The sequence below is a fragment of the Wolbachia endosymbiont (group A) of Clivina fossor genome (assembly GCF_964026865.1).
GTDB lineage: Bacteria > Pseudomonadota > Alphaproteobacteria > Rickettsiales > Anaplasmataceae > Wolbachia.
This window is the reverse complement of the sequence record NZ_OZ034707.1, coordinates 612,933-630,251: the sequence shown is the minus strand read 5'-3', so window position 1 is coordinate 630,251 and position 17,319 is coordinate 612,933. Positions and strand designations below refer to the sequence as shown.

Annotated in this window: 15 protein-coding genes; 8 read left to right on the top strand and 7 right to left on the bottom strand. The window is 35.4% G+C overall.

Annotated features, from left to right (window positions below; genetic code table 11):
- Positions 1 to 67: 67 nt before the first annotated feature.
- The 3 genes from tatC to AAGD99_RS03290 all read right to left on the bottom strand — a co-directional run bounded on the left by tatC (position 68) and on the right by AAGD99_RS03290 (position 4,007).
- A complete protein-coding gene (tatC, locus tag AAGD99_RS03300) occupies positions 68 to 826 on the bottom strand; it encodes a twin-arginine translocase subunit TatC (RefSeq protein ID WP_253309061.1) in 759 nt (252 codons plus the stop codon).
- Entirely contained in the window at positions 823 to 1,920 is a 1,098-nt protein-coding gene (locus AAGD99_RS03295; protein ID WP_341823200.1) for a type I glyceraldehyde-3-phosphate dehydrogenase, read from the bottom strand. The genes tatC and AAGD99_RS03295 overlap by 4 nt, the downstream gene beginning before the upstream one ends.
- Before the next feature lie 1,064 nt (positions 1,921 to 2,984).
- On the bottom strand, positions 2,985 to 4,007 hold the full coding sequence (locus AAGD99_RS03290) for an IS110 family transposase (RefSeq protein WP_341822585.1): 1,023 nt from the start codon (positions 4,005 to 4,007) through the stop codon (positions 2,985 to 2,987).
- A gap of 808 nt (positions 4,008 to 4,815) precedes the next feature.
- On the opposite strand from AAGD99_RS03290, the gene AAGD99_RS03285 reads away from it, so the two are divergent.
- The 3 genes from AAGD99_RS03285 (at position 4,816) to AAGD99_RS03275 (ending at position 6,810) form a co-directional block, all read left to right on the top strand.
- Entirely contained in the window at positions 4,816 to 5,352 is a 537-nt protein-coding gene (locus tag AAGD99_RS03285) for an HK97 family phage prohead protease (RefSeq protein WP_341822584.1), read from the top strand.
- A gap of 150 nt (positions 5,353 to 5,502) precedes the next feature.
- Complete coding sequence (locus AAGD99_RS03280) at positions 5,503 to 5,766, top strand: hypothetical protein (RefSeq protein ID WP_341822582.1); 264 nt, start codon at positions 5,503 to 5,505, stop codon at positions 5,764 to 5,766.
- 117 nt (positions 5,767 to 5,883) lie between these two features.
- A complete protein-coding gene (locus tag AAGD99_RS03275; RefSeq protein ID WP_341822581.1) occupies positions 5,884 to 6,810 on the top strand; it encodes a hypothetical protein in 927 nt (308 codons plus the stop codon).
- On the opposite strand, the gene AAGD99_RS03270 is transcribed toward AAGD99_RS03275, so the two are convergent.
- A complete protein-coding gene (locus AAGD99_RS03270) occupies positions 6,743 to 8,089 on the bottom strand; it encodes an IS110 family transposase (RefSeq protein WP_341822580.1) in 1,347 nt (448 codons plus the stop codon). The two genes, AAGD99_RS03275 and AAGD99_RS03270, sit on opposite strands and share 68 nt — an antisense overlap.
- Positions 8,090 to 8,360: 271 nt before the next feature.
- Between AAGD99_RS03270 and AAGD99_RS03265 the strand changes: the two genes are divergently transcribed.
- Positions 8,361 to 9,104: a hypothetical protein gene (locus AAGD99_RS03265; RefSeq protein ID WP_341822579.1), complete on the top strand. Its 744-nt coding sequence runs from the start codon at positions 8,361 to 8,363 to the stop codon at positions 9,102 to 9,104.
- Here AAGD99_RS03265 and AAGD99_RS03260 read toward each other — a convergent pair.
- Both AAGD99_RS03260 and AAGD99_RS03255 read right to left on the bottom strand, forming a co-directional pair.
- Positions 9,088 to 10,260, bottom strand: coding sequence for a CCA tRNA nucleotidyltransferase (locus tag AAGD99_RS03260; RefSeq protein ID WP_341822578.1), 1,173 nt, complete (start codon positions 10,258 to 10,260; stop codon positions 9,088 to 9,090). The genes AAGD99_RS03265 and AAGD99_RS03260 overlap by 17 nt on opposite strands.
- Positions 10,261 to 10,343: 83 nt before the next feature.
- Positions 10,344 to 11,600: a hypothetical protein gene (locus AAGD99_RS03255; protein WP_341822577.1), complete on the bottom strand. Its 1,257-nt coding sequence runs from the start codon at positions 11,598 to 11,600 to the stop codon at positions 10,344 to 10,346.
- Between the two features lie 118 nt (positions 11,601 to 11,718).
- Here AAGD99_RS03255 and ychF point away from each other — a divergent pair, with 118 nt between their 5' ends.
- On the top strand, positions 11,719 to 12,813 hold the full coding sequence (gene ychF, locus AAGD99_RS03250; RefSeq protein WP_341822576.1) for a redox-regulated ATPase YchF: 1,095 nt from the start codon (positions 11,719 to 11,721) through the stop codon (positions 12,811 to 12,813).
- Between the two features lie 229 nt (positions 12,814 to 13,042).
- On the opposite strand, the gene AAGD99_RS03245 is transcribed toward ychF, so the two are convergent.
- Complete coding sequence (locus AAGD99_RS03245; protein ID WP_197907208.1) at positions 13,043 to 13,228, bottom strand: hypothetical protein; 186 nt, start codon at positions 13,226 to 13,228, stop codon at positions 13,043 to 13,045.
- Between the two features lie 293 nt (positions 13,229 to 13,521).
- On the opposite strand from AAGD99_RS03245, the gene AAGD99_RS03240 reads away from it, so the two are divergent.
- Genes AAGD99_RS03240 through gmk form a run of 3 tightly spaced genes read left to right on the top strand, consistent with a single transcriptional unit; the run spans position 13,522 to position 17,120 of the window.
- The gene (locus AAGD99_RS03240; protein ID WP_410529923.1) at positions 13,522 to 14,730 is read left to right on the top strand and encodes an ankyrin repeat domain-containing protein; all 1,209 of its coding nucleotides are present in this window, start codon (positions 13,522 to 13,524) and stop codon (positions 14,728 to 14,730) included.
- Positions 14,723 to 16,528, top strand: a complete 1,806-nt coding sequence (locus AAGD99_RS03235; protein WP_341823198.1) for a pentapeptide repeat-containing protein — start codon at positions 14,723 to 14,725, stop codon at positions 16,526 to 16,528. The genes AAGD99_RS03240 and AAGD99_RS03235 overlap by 8 nt, the downstream gene beginning before the upstream one ends.
- Positions 16,512 to 17,120, top strand: a complete 609-nt coding sequence (gene gmk, locus AAGD99_RS03230) for a guanylate kinase (RefSeq protein ID WP_253308926.1) — start codon at positions 16,512 to 16,514, stop codon at positions 17,118 to 17,120. The genes AAGD99_RS03235 and gmk overlap by 17 nt, the downstream gene beginning before the upstream one ends.
- The last annotated feature ends 199 nt before the right edge of the window (positions 17,121 to 17,319 follow it).

Below are 17,319 nucleotides of genomic sequence, written 5' to 3'. Positions count from 1 at the left end.
ATCACACACGCTTAAGCAAGAAAAAGGTGCTCGTGCTCGAAAAAGAACGTTACAAATACATATTTATTCAAACCTTTGCCTTCTTCTCAATATACCTACATATCAAAATGGACAATTCATATAGAATCAGCATTGGTATTGCAAGCCCTACTTGGCTTAATACATCAGGTGGAGTTAAGATTGCAGCGATAATAAAAATTACCACTATCGCGATTCTGCGTTTATTTGACAAACTTTGTGTAGTGAGTAACCCTACTCTCACCATCAATGTGAGTATTACTGGAATTTGAAATGCAGTGCCAAATGCAAACATAAATTGGAGAACGAGGTCTAAATATTCGCTAACTGATGGCATAAACTCTATCGGTATATCGAAGGATTTACCACTGTGTTCGAAGTTGATAAAAAACTTCCAGGCTAAAGGAAATATATAGTAATAGACTACAGTAGCTCCCGTTACAAATAAAACCGGGGTTGCAATTAAGTATGGCAACAACACTGCCCTTTCACTTTTATATAACCCAGGTGCTAAGAACATATAGAATTGCCATGCAAACACAGGAAAAGAAAACAAAAGTGCGCTCATTATTGCGACTCTAAGATACACAAAAAATGCCTCTGTTAAGTCTGTGTAAATTAAAGAAAAACCTTCGCTATCTTTTGTTGCTTCTATTAAAGGTGCAAGTAAAAAACGGTATATATTTTCCTTAAAGTAGTAACAAAAACCAAAAGTAACGCAAAAAAATAGAAAGCAAAAGATAACTCTTTTTCTGAGTTCCGCAAAGTGCTCACAAAATGAAGCATATTTGTTTGGGTTTCCATTCATACTTTACTATGGCTCAATAATGCTATGTCTAACATTCTCAGCGAAAAAGCCCACTCATTGTCATACCACGCTGCAACTCTACAGATGTCGCCTGTAACATATGTACCAGTTGAATCCACAATTGCGCTATAAGGGTTATGCACAAAGTCTATTGAAACTAAAGGTTCCGTGCATATAGAAAGTACATTTGACATTGGAGAACCCTCTGTCATCCTAGTACCCTCTGATGTCATCCGAGTAGCTGACACTGGGATCCAGAAATTAGATTCCAGCGTCACGCGCTGGAATGACGTAGAGGAGAGAGCTGCATCCTTAAATATTTCATTGATTTCTTCAACGGTCGCTTTCTTATCAGTCGTAAATTTAAAATCAACCATAGAAACATTGCTAACTGGAACTCTGACGGCAGTGCCATCTAGCTTTCCCTTTAATTCAGGAATTACAGAACCGATTGTTTTTGCTGCCCCGGTTGTAGTTGGCACCATAGATAATCCGCAAGCCCTTGCTCTGCATAAGTCTCTATGATTGCCATCAAGAACATTTTGATCATTCGTATAGGCGTGTATAGTAGTCATAAAGCCACTTTTTATACCTAGATTAGAGTGTAGAACTTTCACAATCGGAGCAAGGCAATTTGTAGTGCAAGAACCTGCTGATATTACTTTATGCTCTTTTTTGAGCATATCATTATTCACACCATAAACTATAGTTACATCAGCATCTGGAACTGGAGCAGAGACAATCACTTTCTCTGCATTGTGCCTTATTGCTTCTTCACGCTTGTTAAATGCACCAGTACATTCAAGTATTACATCAACATTCCAAGGAATATTTTCAGGGCTCCGTTCTCTATATAAAGAAAATTTTCTGCCATTTATAGATAGCCAATTTTGAGACTCATTAAAGTCAATATCACCACTGAATTTGCCATGAACAGAATCATATTTAATCAAATGTGCATGCTGCTTTGCACTGAGCGATCCATTCACAGCTACAACTTCTATTTGTTTGCTATATTCTTCTATTTCGAAAATAGCACGCAATACGCCTCTGCCTATTCTACCCAGACCATTAATTCCTACACGAATCGTCATCTCTTCATTCAAAAAATTTAATTATAGAGGATATCACTTGATATTTCATTCTATTCTTTTGCTTTTCTATCGATATGAACATTATAGCAAGGAGACAGGGCTAAAAAATTGCTTTACAAACTCCGCCAGCCCCCTTATTGTAGTATTAAGGGTATTTCTGACTCAAAACTTGTTTTTGACCTGCAGGCTCAATGACAAAATTCAGTAAAAAACTTAGGGTATTTTTTGGCGGATTACATAAAATTATAGCGGCTGCATGTCTTTTAAATTTTTTCTACATTCAGCCAAATCGCGCTTATTTTAAGCGTTAGCACATTATTACAGCGCCACTTACAGTAATATAGAGTCAAAACTCGCACCACGGGGCTTCTTTTGCCTTTTTTTCGTTTAGTAAATTTCTTAATGTTTGTAGCTAAAAGAGCCCAAGAGAGGTGTCATCCCGCTGCTTGTTAGCGGGATCTATGTTAAGAGATACCGCGAATGAATCGCGGTATGACGTAGGACTGCTGTCATCCCAGTGCCCCTATGATGTCATCCCAGTGCGTGACACTGGGATCTAGCGAACTTTGCTCGCAAACGAACTTAATGGATAAATACCAAACTTTACACTAAAACATAATACTATAGCGGAATTACATGCAAAATGGATCCCAGTGTCTGGGCACTGGGATGACAGGAGAAGGAGGCTACTTTCATAACATCATCATAAAGTAAAATGAGATCCCAGTGTTAGCTACTTGGATGACAGGGGAAGGTATTAGGATGACACCGTCATAAAGTAAAATGAGATCCCAGTGTTAGCTACTTGGATGACAGGAGATACCGTCTTGTTAGTCAACAAAAAAATTATAAAAATTTCCCAAGTTGCATCATAAAATCAAAAAATACTTCCAATTGTGTAACAGTACACAGATTATAGTTAGTGGATATGTTGATAAGTAAATTAGTTTTATACGCACAAAACAGATGAAGTTTACTTATCAACATATCCACTAACCAACAACATTCAATAAATTTGTGTAAGATACCACTTTACATAAGATAGATAGGAAGCATTTTTGATTTTAAAGTACTAAACCTTCAGTCAACCTCTTAGCCCTGTAGTTTTTGATATGGTTAGGATCAAAAGCACTTTTGGATGTCAGAATACCGAAAATGATATGGAGTAGCTTACGCATTGCAGCACCAACGATGGCCATATTATGCTTACCCTTTTCCTTTAATCTTTGGCAAAAGCTCATAATGATAGGATTGTGATTCTTAGCTACTATGGCAGGAAAGAAAAGTGCCTTACGTAATGTTTGTGAACCGGATTTACTTAATCTGGGTTTGGCATATACAGAGGAACCTGACGTCATATTTCGTGGTATAACTCCTGTATATGCTGCCAATTGCCTGGCATCTCTAAAAACCTCTATATCAGAAACTTCAGCTAAAATAGCTATTGCTGATTCTTCTCCTATGCCTGGAATAGTCAATAGAAGTTGAAAATTTTCCAACAATTCTTTGTGTTGATTTAATAGTTCACGTACGGAGTTTTTTATTGTTTCTATTTTTTGAGCTATATTCATTGCAAGGTCTTCCCAAGCATTTACAACTTCTTTAGGCAGTCTCTCTTTTTTTTCTAAGTGGTTATTTACTAATGTTAACTCATCTTTTAACGCAACTGAGCAACGATAAAGATGTTTTAATTTTTTCATTTCAGGAGAAGGTGGTGTCCAACTAGAAGGTTCCTGTCTTTGGCAATAATCAGCAATAACTTCTGCATCGGTCTGATCATTCTTTTGTCGTATCAGCTTACTCCTTGCATAAGATTTTATGCAATAAGGATTTACAACACTTACAAAATGTCCAGCATTGTGTAGAAATTCAGCCAGTGCTTCGCTATAACAACCAGTAGATTCCATACAGGTTTTTGCTTTTTCTACATTATGTTTGTGTAGAAAATTCAGTAGACTTTGAAACCCATGATCATCGTTCTTAAAGCTTCTTTTTCTAGTTTCACGCTTTCCTTTTTTGCTTATAAATGAGAGAAAAACATCAAAGCGATCTTTTGATATATCTATGCCCAAAAAGTTGTTGATCATATATAACCCCATACGTTACCATTAAAAATGAAAAGTAAGGCTAGTCTTGTGAATACAGAATTAGAACCATTCAGGTCTTTCTACGATACCGTCCAGCCTATACTTTTGAGAAGGGAATTCTTATCTCCTCTACAGATTTTATATCTAAGAAGAAGCACAGAGTTCCTCCCTTCTCCACCTAATGCTTAAGCTTAAAACATTAGATGCTTTTGACAAGATACAAGAAGGAGGCTACTTTCATGACATCATCATAAAGTAAAATGAGATCCCAGTGTCACGCACTGGGATGACATTATAGGGGCTACTGGGATGACATTATGGGGCTACTGGGATGACATTATAGGGGCTACTGGGATGACATTATAGGGGCTACTGGGATGACATTATAGAGAGGCACTGGGATGACACCCTGACAATCGTCATCCCGCTGCTTGTTAGCGGGATCTAGAGATACCGCGGCGGTATGACGTAGAAGCTATACTTTTATAACCCAGTGTCCAATCTGGATTCCAGTTAGCGTTTTTAGTAACTAAGAAAAGTGCTTCCCCTTTTTAGAGAACTGCAGTCTGGGCACTGGGATGACAGCTACCCTGACAATCGTTATCCCGCTGCTTGTTAGCGGGATCTAGAGATACCGCGGCGGTATGATGTAGAAGCTATACTTTTATAACCCAGTGTCCAATCTGGATTCCAGTTAGCGTTTTTAGTAACTAAGAAAAGTGCTTCCCCTTTTTAGAGAACTGCATATAATAGATTTGACATTGCAGTGCATTGTGCAAACAAAATTCCCAATACTACAGGAGGCTTTATGAATAAGAAATTTCTCTATTCACCATTGTCAATAAAAAGCATAGGAGAAAACGGTGTATTTTCTGGTTATGCTAGCGTTTTTAATATAGTTGATAAACAAAATGACCTGATCTTACCCGGAGCATTTAAGGAAAATTTAAACAGAAATAAAATAAAACTCCTTTGGCAGCACAATCCAGGTGAACCTATAGGTAATATTATAGATATTTGCGAAAATGATGTTGGCCTGTATATAACCGCACACTTACTTTTGGGCATCCAAAAAGCAAAGGAAGCGTACTTAATGCTCAAAACTGGAGTAATCAATGGACTTTCCATCGGCTATATACCTATAGAGTATGATGTTGATCATAAAAGCGGAGCTAGAGTGTTAAAACAAGTGGAATTATGGGAAGTCAGTTTGGTCACTTTTCCTGCGAACTTAGCTGCTCAGGTAATCAATGTGAAAAATCAGAACAATGAACAGGAAATGTTAGCAAGAGCGATAGAAAAAGCAAATGCTGTACTTACAGACATGTGTTATTTCTGCTTATAGCTAAATTAGCTATAAAGTGTATTAGGCGGGCAAAGACTTTACCATAATTTGATACCTGCGTTAGTATTTATTTAACATTTATACTAATATATATAACTTTACTACTGTTAAAATTTTCTGTAAATCGAAGTTAAAAAATAAGGTAATTTTATGCTAAATACTAACAATACGGTTAATTATGAAATTAATGTTAAACGAAAGGAAAAAAAATACAGTTGGTCTACTGTATTTGCTTGGTTGTACTTAAAAACGATTGGACGAATACTACCAAAGAAATGGAACAAATGGGCGGAAAATATTCTATCTAATAAAGTAACATTTCAAGATACGACAATGCAGACCGAATGTGTTGAAACAACGGATAAAAATATTGGAGCTGACTTAAAACCTGAGGTTGCAGAAAAAGGGAGCTAGAGTGAAGTAATAAGTAAGGATGGAGAGGTTCAAACTGAAGAAAATAGTGAGTTCACTGATGAGAGTTGTTTTGATACTATAGTAAATGATGAATTCATTGATGAAGAATACGATAGTATGGAAGAAGTAAGCATAGAGGAGGAAGGTGTAAGTCAGGAACTAGAACTTGAGCGTTTACAAAATGCCTTCTTAAAAAAGGAAAATGAGGATTTGAAGTCAAACGTGGACAAACTGACTGCTCAATCAGCTGAAGTGGAGAATCTGAAAAAACAACTACAAAGCACTCAGGAATTTAAGCAACAATTAGAGAAAGAAAAAATTGATTTAGAAGGTAAATCGAAAGATTTAAATAGTCAATTAAGCACTGTAGTAAGCGAGAAAAAAGACTTAGAAAATGAGATTGCTAGGTTGCAAGAACAAGTGCAGATCTTAGAAGGAAGTAAAGAATGGGAGTTAGCTGGAATAGGTGATACCTTAAATAAAACTTCTTTGAGCGTGATGGAATTGTTAGCGCAGCAACTACCACTAAATAATCAAGAGCAACAACTACAAGGAAAAAAAGTTGACTTAGAAGATAAATTAAAAATTTTAATCAGTCAGCTAAACGCTACTGAAGAAGAAAAGCAGATCTTAGAAGGAAATAAAGCTGAAGAAATAGAAAGACTAAAGGCAGAATTGGAGAGAAAATTAGAGTCTTCACAAGGGGATAATAAAAAGTTACAAGAGCAAGTTGAACATCTGAATGTAGAATTAGAAAAAGTAAGAAGTGTTGCAATGTCATCTGTTAAAGCGCATACAGACACACTTGGAGAAAATTACGAGTTGAAAATACAGCAAGTTGAAAATTCAACAGCTGAAGATGAACAACAAAATGGGAAGTTAACAGAGAAAGATACACAAGAACAGACAAAAGCTCAAGGATCAAGTATAATAAGCTTAAAGCCAGCATCTACTAAAAAATCACTTAATTATTCTCCTAAGAAACTCCCTCAACTAGCTCTTCCTGTTGCACCAAGATATAACCAAAATCCCGTGCCTTTTTGATCAAATTTTTCACGACTCTCTCTTTGTAACGTGTTTCGTAATAGTTCATTCCTTTTTCTACATACTTTTGTCCGTATCTCAACATTTGATAGAAGATACACGCTAATTTCCTTGCTGTAGCAGTAATTGCTTTTGGGGATCCTAGTTGCTTTTTTAATCTTCTATAATATGCACCCAATGCACTCTTACTTTTTCCCACGGCATAAGCAGTCATTCGAAAGGCATTTGCAGCACGATTGATAACCTCACGAGTTCTTGTCCTAAATACTTTTTCCCCTGTAATCTTATTAGCAGGACTTAGCCCTAACCATGAAGTAAAATGCTTTTCTGATCGCCATTTACTGTAGTTAATACCAATTTCCGAAATAATAGCTTGTACAGTTAGTACATCAAATCCAGGAATTTTAGTAAAATCTATACCGGTTACTCGATACAATTCTTCACGCAAGGCAAAGTTTGGCTTATCTTTTCGATACTTACTTCTTTCCTTGCTTAACTCTTTACTCTCGTCAGATTTCGCTTCAAATGTCTTATAGTGGTTTTCAATATTTTTGTCACACTCTGCTATTTTTTCCTGATAAACATTGTATAGTTCAAATTCCTGCTGTAATGCAAATAAATGTTCCTCTCTGTAGTCACCTGTTAGTGCTTTGGCAATAGCCGATTTATCACTCTTTATTCGCACATCCCTTAATTCAGCTAATTTATTAGGATTTCTTTCACCTTCGATTATAGCCTTAATAATTTGCATTCCAGTGACACCTGTTATATGGCTTATTACTTTATGTAACTGAATATTCATTTGTACTAACGCCTTTTGCATCCTATTAATATGTGTAGTCGCACTTTCTGTAAGATTTTTACGTTGCCGAACATAACTACGCAATATGCACATTTGATCATCTGGCCTAAACGATCCTTGGATTAACCCATAACTGTGTAGTTGTTGTAGCCATTGGCAATCCTGGACGTCTGATTTTCTCCCAGGTACATTTTTTACATGCCTTGCATTTGCCAGTTTTACTTCGAATCCATACGATTCAAGTACTTGGAACAAAGGAATCCAATATACTCCTGTTGACTCCATAGCTACTGTAGTAACTTTACACTTCTTTAACCACTTTGCTATATTGTGAAGATCTTCTGTGAAGCAGCTAAACTTTTGTACACGTTGTTCATCTCTTTCTTCAGGTACACATACATAATGCACAGATGAACCGATATCTATTCCTGCTGCGTTAGGATTCATTATCTCTAATTTACTTTTTGCTTTTTTCATGGTAGCTCCTATAATTTGTAATAACGAAGTGCTTCAGCTTGGGAATGGTTAAGATTATACAATCTCCTAAACGAGGTAGTCATAAAATATGGCTCCATCAATGGTTCGAACGTTCCTCCCAAAACCATGCTATGAAACGGGCACTTATGGCACCAGTGAAAAATTCGGTTATAACTGCAAAAGCACCTCCTGTACAATTGTACTTAAAAACTGCTAAAAACTTAAATTGGAGAGTTTCTTCCTGGTTTGACAGATTTTTCTGTTCGGTGCTATGAAATCAACTCAGTCAAACGTTTCAAAGGTTTTCTATAAGCTTTTTAGGGATAAGAATCTTGATGACTTTTTATCTGATAAAAATAAAGAGTTGAAAGAAAATTTTCCTGAATTTAAAGAAAAGCACTTTTGCCATAACGTGCTTGATGAAACCATAAAATCTCTATCAAATAAAAATAGTGGAAAATTTGAAAGTAAAGAATTACTTAAATTATTAGAAAGTAATTTAAAACAATCCGCAAGGGAGATCATAGAAGCCAAGGTTAAAGAAGTTGTCAACAAACATTGTAACATTGGAGAAAATGTAGGTAAAGAACCACGAGATGGCACGTTAAAAGCCAAGTTGTTAACTTCTGTTAAGCAATGCATGAAAAAATTAAATTTTAACGAAAAAGATGCAGTTGCAACTAGAGATTCTATCTTGCACAGCTTTAATAGCAAAAATAATAATAATAACGACTCAGGAAAATTACTTAAAGAAATTGTTGTGAAAGAGCTAGTAGAAGCTAGAATGAGATTTTTTTCAGATAAGATTCAAGAGTTACAACTGACACCAAGTATAAGAGATAAATTTTTATCTCCAGATCAGAAAATGTGTAATCAAACTCAAGGAGGAGTAAACGAATACCAATTAACAGAAAAAGCTAAAAAAGAATACACACCTAATTCCTCGATGAGTCACACTAATATTGCAAGCATACATTCATTGAACAGTCGGAAAGCAGTTAGAGTAGGCTCTTAGCATAAAGCACCAGCTCCTCTTTTGTTAAAGTGTAGGAGCTGTCTTCCCAATGTTGTTTTAGCAACTCCAAGCTCCTACCTAAACTTTTTCCTGGCTGGTGACCTATACTTATTAAATCATCGCCAGATAAAGGAAATTTTGGAATATTGAATGTATTAGCAAACGAAATGTATTTATCAACATTTTCTCCAGACTCAACACCACAAATTTTTACTAAATCACAATATAATTCTCTACCAAATAAAGATATGTATTTTTTTTGCTCTTTTTCTGAGAGTTCTGTTTTGATATCGTTGGATAATAAAAATAACAGCTTTTTCTTTTGCTTGTTTGAAAGACGTAGAAACTTACTTACATATTCTCCAAGACTTAGCCTGTCATTTTTGGTGGTCCTAAGGAGTAATGCTAATTTTACTAGTGCATCAGTGCCCAAAAGAAGTGACGAAGACAGAATTTCGCATTTTACTTCTTTTGGGATAATCTTTTGCAAAACATCAGATTCTTGCATGCTCTTAAGTGTTGGAAAAGGATCATTGCACTCCAGCAATTTAAGTATTTCATCTCTTATTCTCTCTCCAGAGAGGTTTTGGATCATATGCGAATGCTTTTTGCATACGCTTAGTATTTCATCACTCAAATCTCCGACACATATTTTTGCATGAAAACGAAATGCTCTTAAAATACGTAGATAGTCTTCTTCAATTCTATCTTCAGCGTTGCCTATAAAGTTTAACCTTCGCGCCTTTAAGTCCTCTATACCACCAAAGTAATCATATATATGGCCATGCTTATCTGCATATAGAGCGTTAAATGTAAAGTCACGCCTTGAAGCATCAGCTTGCCAATTATTAGTAAATTCTACTTTTGCATGCCTGCCATCACATTTCACATCATGCCTTAGTGTTGTGATCTCAAAAGATCTTTGATTTAGAACCGCAGTTATAGTCCCATGTTTTAAGCCAGTTGGAATAGTTTTTATATTACGGAGTTTTAGCGCTTTAATCGTTTGATTGGGAAGCAAATTAGTAGCTAAATCGATGTCGTGGACATCACGCTGCAAAATTGAGTCTCTCACACACCCGCCAACAAACCTAGCCTCACCACCAAATTCCTCTATGGCATCGATGATTAAACTAGTTTCATGATCAACTTGCATTTAGGTTAGTACGTACTGCAAGTTCATATTATATGAAATGCTTGCAAAAGCCCCTATATAAAAATATATAGGGCTATAAAGATTTATTTTACAAGTTGTGGTTGTTGATGAAATGCTTCTATCCTTGTTTCCTCCATACCACATCTTGGTAAGCTTGAAGGGTTTTGCTCTTCAGAGCGCTCTATGCGCTGCTTTATATCACTAACGCACTGCCCTACAACATCACCAATTTTTCCATCAGCATTTTTTGCCAATAACTCATCAAATCTCTTCTCAACCTCTGCTCTCTCAGAGATATCCTTTGAAAGGTTACAATATTCTAAGATCTCGTCTACCTGAAGTTTTTTTGCTAATAGGAAATCTTCTTGCTCTTGCTGCTGTCTTATTAATTCTTGAGTTACAATTTCAGCTCTAGAGTAATGATTCCCTCCAAGATATATTGTTTCTCGCTCTTTACTACCCCATAGCTCATCATTTAATTTATAACTTTCACGATTAAATACCTGATTTAACTGATCATCATCATTTATCATTTGTGGATCTGGCTCAAACTTTTTTTGCTCCTCGCTATTATTATCTTTGTAGTAGACATTAATTTCAATGTTAGCTAAAGAAGCTAACATACTAATTTCTTCAATGAAAACAAAATAACTTTGACTTTTTATTGCTTCTAGATAGGCTTTATAGAGAACTTCATCGTTAAAAAATGAATCTTTTATAACTTTAGGGTCATATGTATTACCATACTCCTTTTTACTGAGGTTAGGATTCAATATTAATGCACAAGACTCAAGATCTTCTGTGATATCATCATATAACCTCTTCTTATTTTCTTCTTTAAGCAAGTCTTCAACACTGAGCAAAGTTTTTTGGTCTCTCGGGGAGTCGATATTACGCTCATTACGCTGATTAATAGCTCTTTCTATTACTGGATATATTACTTTTCTGAAGTCACCATCATCACGAAAGTTTTTTACAATTTCTTCTTTTAATTCCTGAGTCTTACTGTCAGCTTCCTCGATTTTCTTATTTGTTTGTTCAGCTAATCCTTTTATTTTCTTGGACTTACCGGTTAAATCTCTTGGCGTGTTTAAAAACGCATCAAAAACCTTTTCTAGCTGAGCTCTTAAAGGAGCTGGCATACTTACATCATCTAAAGATGTAAATTGACTTAAAAATTTGTGCCATTCCATTCTCATATCTTGCGCTCTTTCAGCTTTATATGGACCAGAGCTATTATCACCAAACACAGCATGAAAAAAACAATTGCCATTGCCCGCAGTATTATACTTAACTACTTGGCTATTAGTTGGTAATTTCCGTTCTCTAGATTGAAGCATAGTTTTTACCTTAATTTAAGCTATATATTACTATACCAACAAAACTGTCAATAAGTAACTAACTAAGTATAGCAGAAATTTTTAAATTATGCAATAGTTATAACTTTACATAGCAAATATGAGCTTTAACTGCGGTATAGTTGGACTGCCAAACATAGGAAAATCAACCTTATTTAATGCGCTTACAGAGTCAAGTGCAGCCGAAGCTGCAAATTATCCTTTCTGCACAATCGAGCCAAATATAGGCAAGATTTCGATAAAAGATCAGCGTTTGAAACAAATCGCAGCAATTGCAGGCTCAGAGAAGGTAATCTACAACCAATTAGAAGTTGTAGATATTGCAGGCCTCGTAAAAGGCGCAAGCAAAGGTGAAGGGCTCGGCAATAAATTTTTAAGCCATATCAGAGAAGTTGATGCCATCGTTCATCTGCTCAGGTGCTTTACGGATGACGATATTAGCCACGTACACAGTAAAATAGATCCAATATCAGATGCTGAAGTGGTAGAAATGGAATTAATCCTAGCTGATATTGATAGCATAGAAAAAAGGCTTCCTCAATTGGAAAAGAAAGCAAAGCAAGGTGATAAAGAGCTAAAGAGACAACTTGAATTAATGCAAGAGGTATTAGCTACTTTAAAATTAGGTAAACCTGCAAGAAGCTTGGAGAATATCGATGGAGATGAGATGAAGTCGCTTCAATTGCTCACAACAAAGCCCGTTATGTACGTTTGCAATGTTGAAGATACAAATGTTATAACTGGCAATGAATTATCTCAAAAGGTAGAGAGAATGGCAGAGGAAAATAAAAGCAAATTTTATTGCATTTCAGCAAAACTTGAAGCAGATATTGCAAATCTTGATAGTGAAGAGGAAAAACAGAGTTTTTTATCAGAATTTGGCTTACAAGAATCAGGCCTTGATGGAGTAGCGCGTATTATGTATGAAGTGCTGAGTATGATAACTTTCTTTACTGTAGGGCCAAAAGAAGCACGGGCATGGCCAGTAAAAATAGGATCAACAGCTGATAAGGCAGCAGGTGTAATCCACACTGATTTTGAGAAAGGCTTCATAAAAGCAGAAACTATAAGCTTTGCAGACTACATAAAGTATGGAAGTGAATCAGCTTGCAAAGACGCAGGAAAAATTCGCTTTGAAGACAGAGATTATATCGTACAAGATGGTGATATAATGCACTTTAGGTTTAATGTGTAGCTTTCTGGGGAGAAGAAACTCCTCCTTCTACAGTGTATCCGTTTAGGGGAGGTATCTGTTCAGATGCATGGCTAATGTACAAATATTGAAACAAAAATTCCAGTGCTCCCTTTCTTGTCATCCAAGTAGCTGACATTGAGATCCAGAAAACTTAACTTTAAATAAGTGGCTGCATAATAAAGACTAGATTCCAGACTGGAATGACAGCAGTCCTACGTCATACCGCGATTCATTCCATAGCTGTACGAACATTCATTTTTGAAGGTAAATTGCACAGCAAATGGTCAGTGCTTGGCACTGGAATAACGTCCTCCTTTGTCATCCCAGTGCCCAGACACTGGGATCCAGTTTTCCATATAATCTCATCGAAAATGTTGTAACCACTTTCTATGCTAGTTTGCTTGCTTACAAGCAAACTTTTCTGGATCCAAGTAGTCTGGGCACTGGGATGACAGGAGAAGAAGGCTACTTTCATGACACCATTCTTTTTTCTGGATCCCAGTGTCTGAGCACTGGGATGACATCCTCCCTAGCGGAGATTGCTCTCAAATCACAATGTTCGTACAGTAAGCACTGACCACTTTGCTTCAATATTTGCGATGCCCCTGAACAGATACAAAAAATCTATTGTTTTTTTATAAATTAAATCCTAAGGCATTTTTTACTGTAGATTAATCATTTGATTATAGTATCATCTTAATTAAGCTTATGCTTGGAATATTTATGAAGAGTATTTTATACTTTGTATTATTAGTTGTTGTATTTGGATCACTGAGCCTATTTGCTGTAGAGCAATTTGAAGAAAAGAAAATTGAATCAGTTCATAAAAACGAAAATGTAGGTGTAAGGAAGCAAGATAGCACAAATCAAAAAGATGAGTTGAAAAGCAACGTCGATGCTAAACAAATACAAGAGGCTGAGAGCAAAAGAGTAACCGATAAAGAGAAACTGCAACACAACGAGAATAAAGCTTCTGTGGTTGAAAAAACTATAAGTGAAGGTGAAAGGATTGATAAAGATTTGCCAAATGACCAGCTAGAAGAAAGTACAGGCGAATTTGCTCGAAATTTACCAAATGTGGCCAATAAAGAAGTGAATAAAGATTTGAAACCAGAGCCTTTGCCTTTAAGTGCTGATTTAAATGAGAATACAACTGACCCGCAAAAAAATCTACAAGCTGATCAGAAGATTGATATAAAAGATAATGAACTTTCAAAAAGTGATGCGAGTCAATTATTAGAGGGAAAAAAAGAAGAAGTAGGAAGTCAGTCTGAAGAAAAAAAAGTAAAAAGAATAAGTAATAATTCTAAGGACCGCAATAGAGTAAAACCTATAACTAAAAAAGATGAAGAAGAGCAAAGTGAAAAGAAAAATTTACAAAAATGGACAAAGCTAAACAGAGAACCAATAAAAGAATGGGGTCATAAAGATATACAAAGCAAGTCAATATATAAACGACAATATGATAGCCTTAATGAGCATCTTCCTACAACTGTATTTATTGATGATTACAGTAAGCAATTTTTTTACTGCATTAAGAAGAACAACTTAACTTGCTTAAGGGGAATAATAAGCAAGTTAGAAAAAATTGGATTAACAACTCAAGAGATACTAAGGTTTAGAAATAAATTGGGTGATACTCCTCTCATTTATTCAGTTAAACAAGGTGAGGTAGACATAGTGCGCTTTCTCTTATTACAAGGCGCTGATCTTAGAGTAGTTAATAATAATTTTCAATCCCCAATTGATATAGCAATCGAAAAAAAGCAGATCAATATAATAAATGCGATTGCCGAAATGATGCCACACCTTTTGGAGGATAGAAAAATAGACAATAAAGAAAGCTCAGCAATTTACGATTGGGCTGTGAAAACGAAAGAAAACAATGAGTCGCAGTGCGATAAGCAAGATGATTAGATTTTTGATATTAATTTTAGTTGGTCATTTATGTTATGGAAACGAAACAAATGATGAAAAAAATCAGATTAGTGATTTTTTAAACGCTCTACATGATGCAAAATACGTATCTTACAGTAAAAAAGACTTTGCTGAATTTTTGGTGCAGTGCCACAAAGAGGGCGTGCCAGAAGATTTTAAGAAAGGTTTTGGCTCTAACTTAAATGGAGCTAATTTTAGCCAATTGTACCTAAGTGGATCTGTTTTTGATGGAGTAAGTCTGATTGGTGCTGATTTTTCTAACACCGATTTATCCGACGTGTCTTTCATTGATGTTGATTTACGTGGTGCTAATTTCTCCAATGCTAATTTACGTGGCATTAGAATAAAAGGTACAAATTTGAGTTTTACAAAATTTGTTTCTGCAAACTTAACAGATATCGTATTTGATCAGTCTCATGTTAGTTATGCTGATTTTATCAGTTCCGATCTCAAAAAAGTAAGTATGCACAACGTAATTGGTTTGCATACTAATTTCTCGAATGTGCAAATGAATCTCTCCAACTTATCAAACTCGAATGTTAGCTACGTAAATTTTAATGATAGTGAAATAAACGATACTGTTATGCAGAAAAATAACCTTGATAATGCAAGTTTCTTTGGAGTGGATGCATATAAATTAAAGATACAATTTTCTTCATTAAAAAATGCTAACATATATGGTGCAGAGTTAAAAGAATCAGACTTTACAGGTAGCAATCTTTCCGATGCCTGCCTTAATTCTTCTATCATAATTAACAGTAACTTCGACGAAGCTAATTTAAGCAACACACAAATTTCCTATGTGAATGACGATAATTCAAGTTTTGTTCAATCTATACTAAATGGTTCCAAGATAAAACATGTATATGTTTCTGGAGCAAGTCTTCAGGATGCTGATTTATCCAATATTGATTTTAGTTTTAGTGAACTGCATCAAGTTAATGTCTCTAATGCTGACATTCGTCACGGAAAGTTTCATAATACTAAAGTTGCGAATTCTGACATGAATGGCTCATTTTTTGACCATTCACTATTCACCTCTGCGAAGATAGAAGATTCAGACCTTTCTACAACTTCAATGTATAAGATAAAAATCCAAGACTCTCAAGTTTATAACAGTACACTTTTTCACCATAATATTGATTCCAGTGAAATAGAAAATTCAACATTCTTTAATTTATTAGCTGATAATTCGAGCTGGTCCAATTTAAAAGTAACTAATTCAAATTTTATTGAAAGCGATTTCAGATCTTCTTTGCTTCACGCTAATGCCTTTAGGAAAACTAGCTTTTTTCTTAGCAATTTGAGCAATTCAACAATTAGTGATATGTCTTTTCACTCTTCAAGCATATATAAAAGTTCAGTTGCTGATGCTCATTTAACAGATTGCAAGTTTGATAATTCAATTTTGATTGACAATCAAGGGCAGAAAAAACTTGCAGGGTTAGAAAATGCTATAACTTCAATTGGAGATTTGCAAGAGAAAATATCACAGGGTGAAAAATTTAATGTAAATTATTCTTACTTTGAATTTAAGAATATGAATTTAGAAAATGCTGATTTTTCTAATTCAACATTGAGTAGAGCAAAGTTTGTAAACGTTAATTTGAATAAGGCAAATCTTGAAAAAACCGATTTGCGCTATACTGTCTTTGATAACTCTTCTCTCATTGGCACCAACTTATCAAATTCTAATTTAGAAGGCTCTAGCTTTTTAAACTCTGATCCAAAAAGCGCCATGTTAAAAAATGCAAAGAAAAATGACCATAAAAAGTGAGGGCATATTATTGGTTCTATCCTCTCCTTCTGGAGCTGGAAAAACTACTATATCAGAAAAATTACTTGAGCGATCAACTAATTTAGTTAGGTCTGTTTCTACGACTACGCGCAAGCCTCGCTCTGGCGAAATAAATGGAAAAGACTATTTTTTCGTTACCGAAGAAAAATTTCACGAGTTATGCGAAGCTGGTCAGATGCTTGAATACGCCAAAGTTTTTGAGAATTTTTATGGTATACCAAGAGATTTTATAGAGCAAAACTTAAGCAGTGGAATAAGCGTTTTACTAAGCATAGACTGGCAAGGGGCATTTCACTTATTCAAGCTCATGAGAAAAAAAGTTGTAAGTGTTTTTATACTTCCCCCTTCAATGGAAGAGCTGAGGTTACGCCTGCAAAAGCGTAATAGCAACAGTGCGGATGAAATAGAGCGCAGATTAGCCGAAGCTCAAAAAGAGATAAGCAAACGTGATAAATATGATTATGTAATAATCAATGATGATATTGATAAAAGTGTAGAAGAGATAAGCTCCATACTAAATAAAGAAAGACTTAAAAAACTAAAAGAAAAACCAAGTCTGGAAGATTTATAAAAGCATCGATCTGCAGCTATAGTTTCTTATCCTATAGCTATACCGCCGCGAACCGTCATACCGCGATTCATTCGCGGTATCTCAGCATAGATTCCGCTAACACGTAGCGGACCGTCATACCGCCGCGGCGCTAACGAGTAGCGGAATGACGGTTTTTCAAATTGTCGTAAGTCAGTTTAGCTATATTTTAGCCAGTAGC

Bases quoted from the DNA above. Each gene is read 5' to 3' on its own strand.
- tatC (WP_253309061.1), bottom strand. From the start codon at position 826: ATGAATGGAAACCCAAACAAATATGCTTCATTTTGTGAGCACTTTGCG.
- AAGD99_RS03255 (WP_341822577.1), bottom strand. From the start codon at position 11,600: ATGCTTCAATCTAGAGAACGGAAATTACCAACTAATAGCCAAGTAGTT.
- AAGD99_RS03280 (WP_341822582.1), top strand. From the start codon at position 5,503: ATGCTAAATACTAACAATACGGTTAATTATGAAATTAATGTTAAACGA.
- AAGD99_RS03285 (WP_341822584.1), top strand. From the start codon at position 4,816: ATGAATAAGAAATTTCTCTATTCACCATTGTCAATAAAAAGCATAGGA.
- AAGD99_RS03295 (WP_341823200.1), bottom strand. From the start codon at position 1,920: ATGACGATTCGTGTAGGAATTAATGGTCTGGGTAGAATAGGCAGAGGC.
- AAGD99_RS03240 (WP_410529923.1), top strand. From the start codon at position 13,522: ATGCTTGGAATATTTATGAAGAGTATTTTATACTTTGTATTATTAGTT.
- AAGD99_RS03235 (WP_341823198.1), top strand. From the start codon at position 14,723: ATGATTAGATTTTTGATATTAATTTTAGTTGGTCATTTATGTTATGGA.
- AAGD99_RS03290 (WP_341822585.1), bottom strand. From the start codon at position 4,007: ATGATCAACAACTTTTTGGGCATAGATATATCAAAAGATCGCTTTGAT.
- AAGD99_RS03270 (WP_341822580.1), bottom strand. From the start codon at position 8,089: ATGAAAAAAGCAAAAAGTAAATTAGAGATAATGAATCCTAACGCAGCA.
- AAGD99_RS03260 (WP_341822578.1), bottom strand. From the start codon at position 10,260: ATGCAAGTTGATCATGAAACTAGTTTAATCATCGATGCCATAGAGGAA.
- AAGD99_RS03265 (WP_341822579.1), top strand. From the start codon at position 8,361: ATGAAATCAACTCAGTCAAACGTTTCAAAGGTTTTCTATAAGCTTTTT.
- gmk (WP_253308926.1), top strand. From the start codon at position 16,512: ATGACCATAAAAAGTGAGGGCATATTATTGGTTCTATCCTCTCCTTCT.
- ychF (WP_341822576.1), top strand. From the start codon at position 11,719: ATGAGCTTTAACTGCGGTATAGTTGGACTGCCAAACATAGGAAAATCA.
- AAGD99_RS03275 (WP_341822581.1), top strand. From the start codon at position 5,884: ATGGAAGAAGTAAGCATAGAGGAGGAAGGTGTAAGTCAGGAACTAGAA.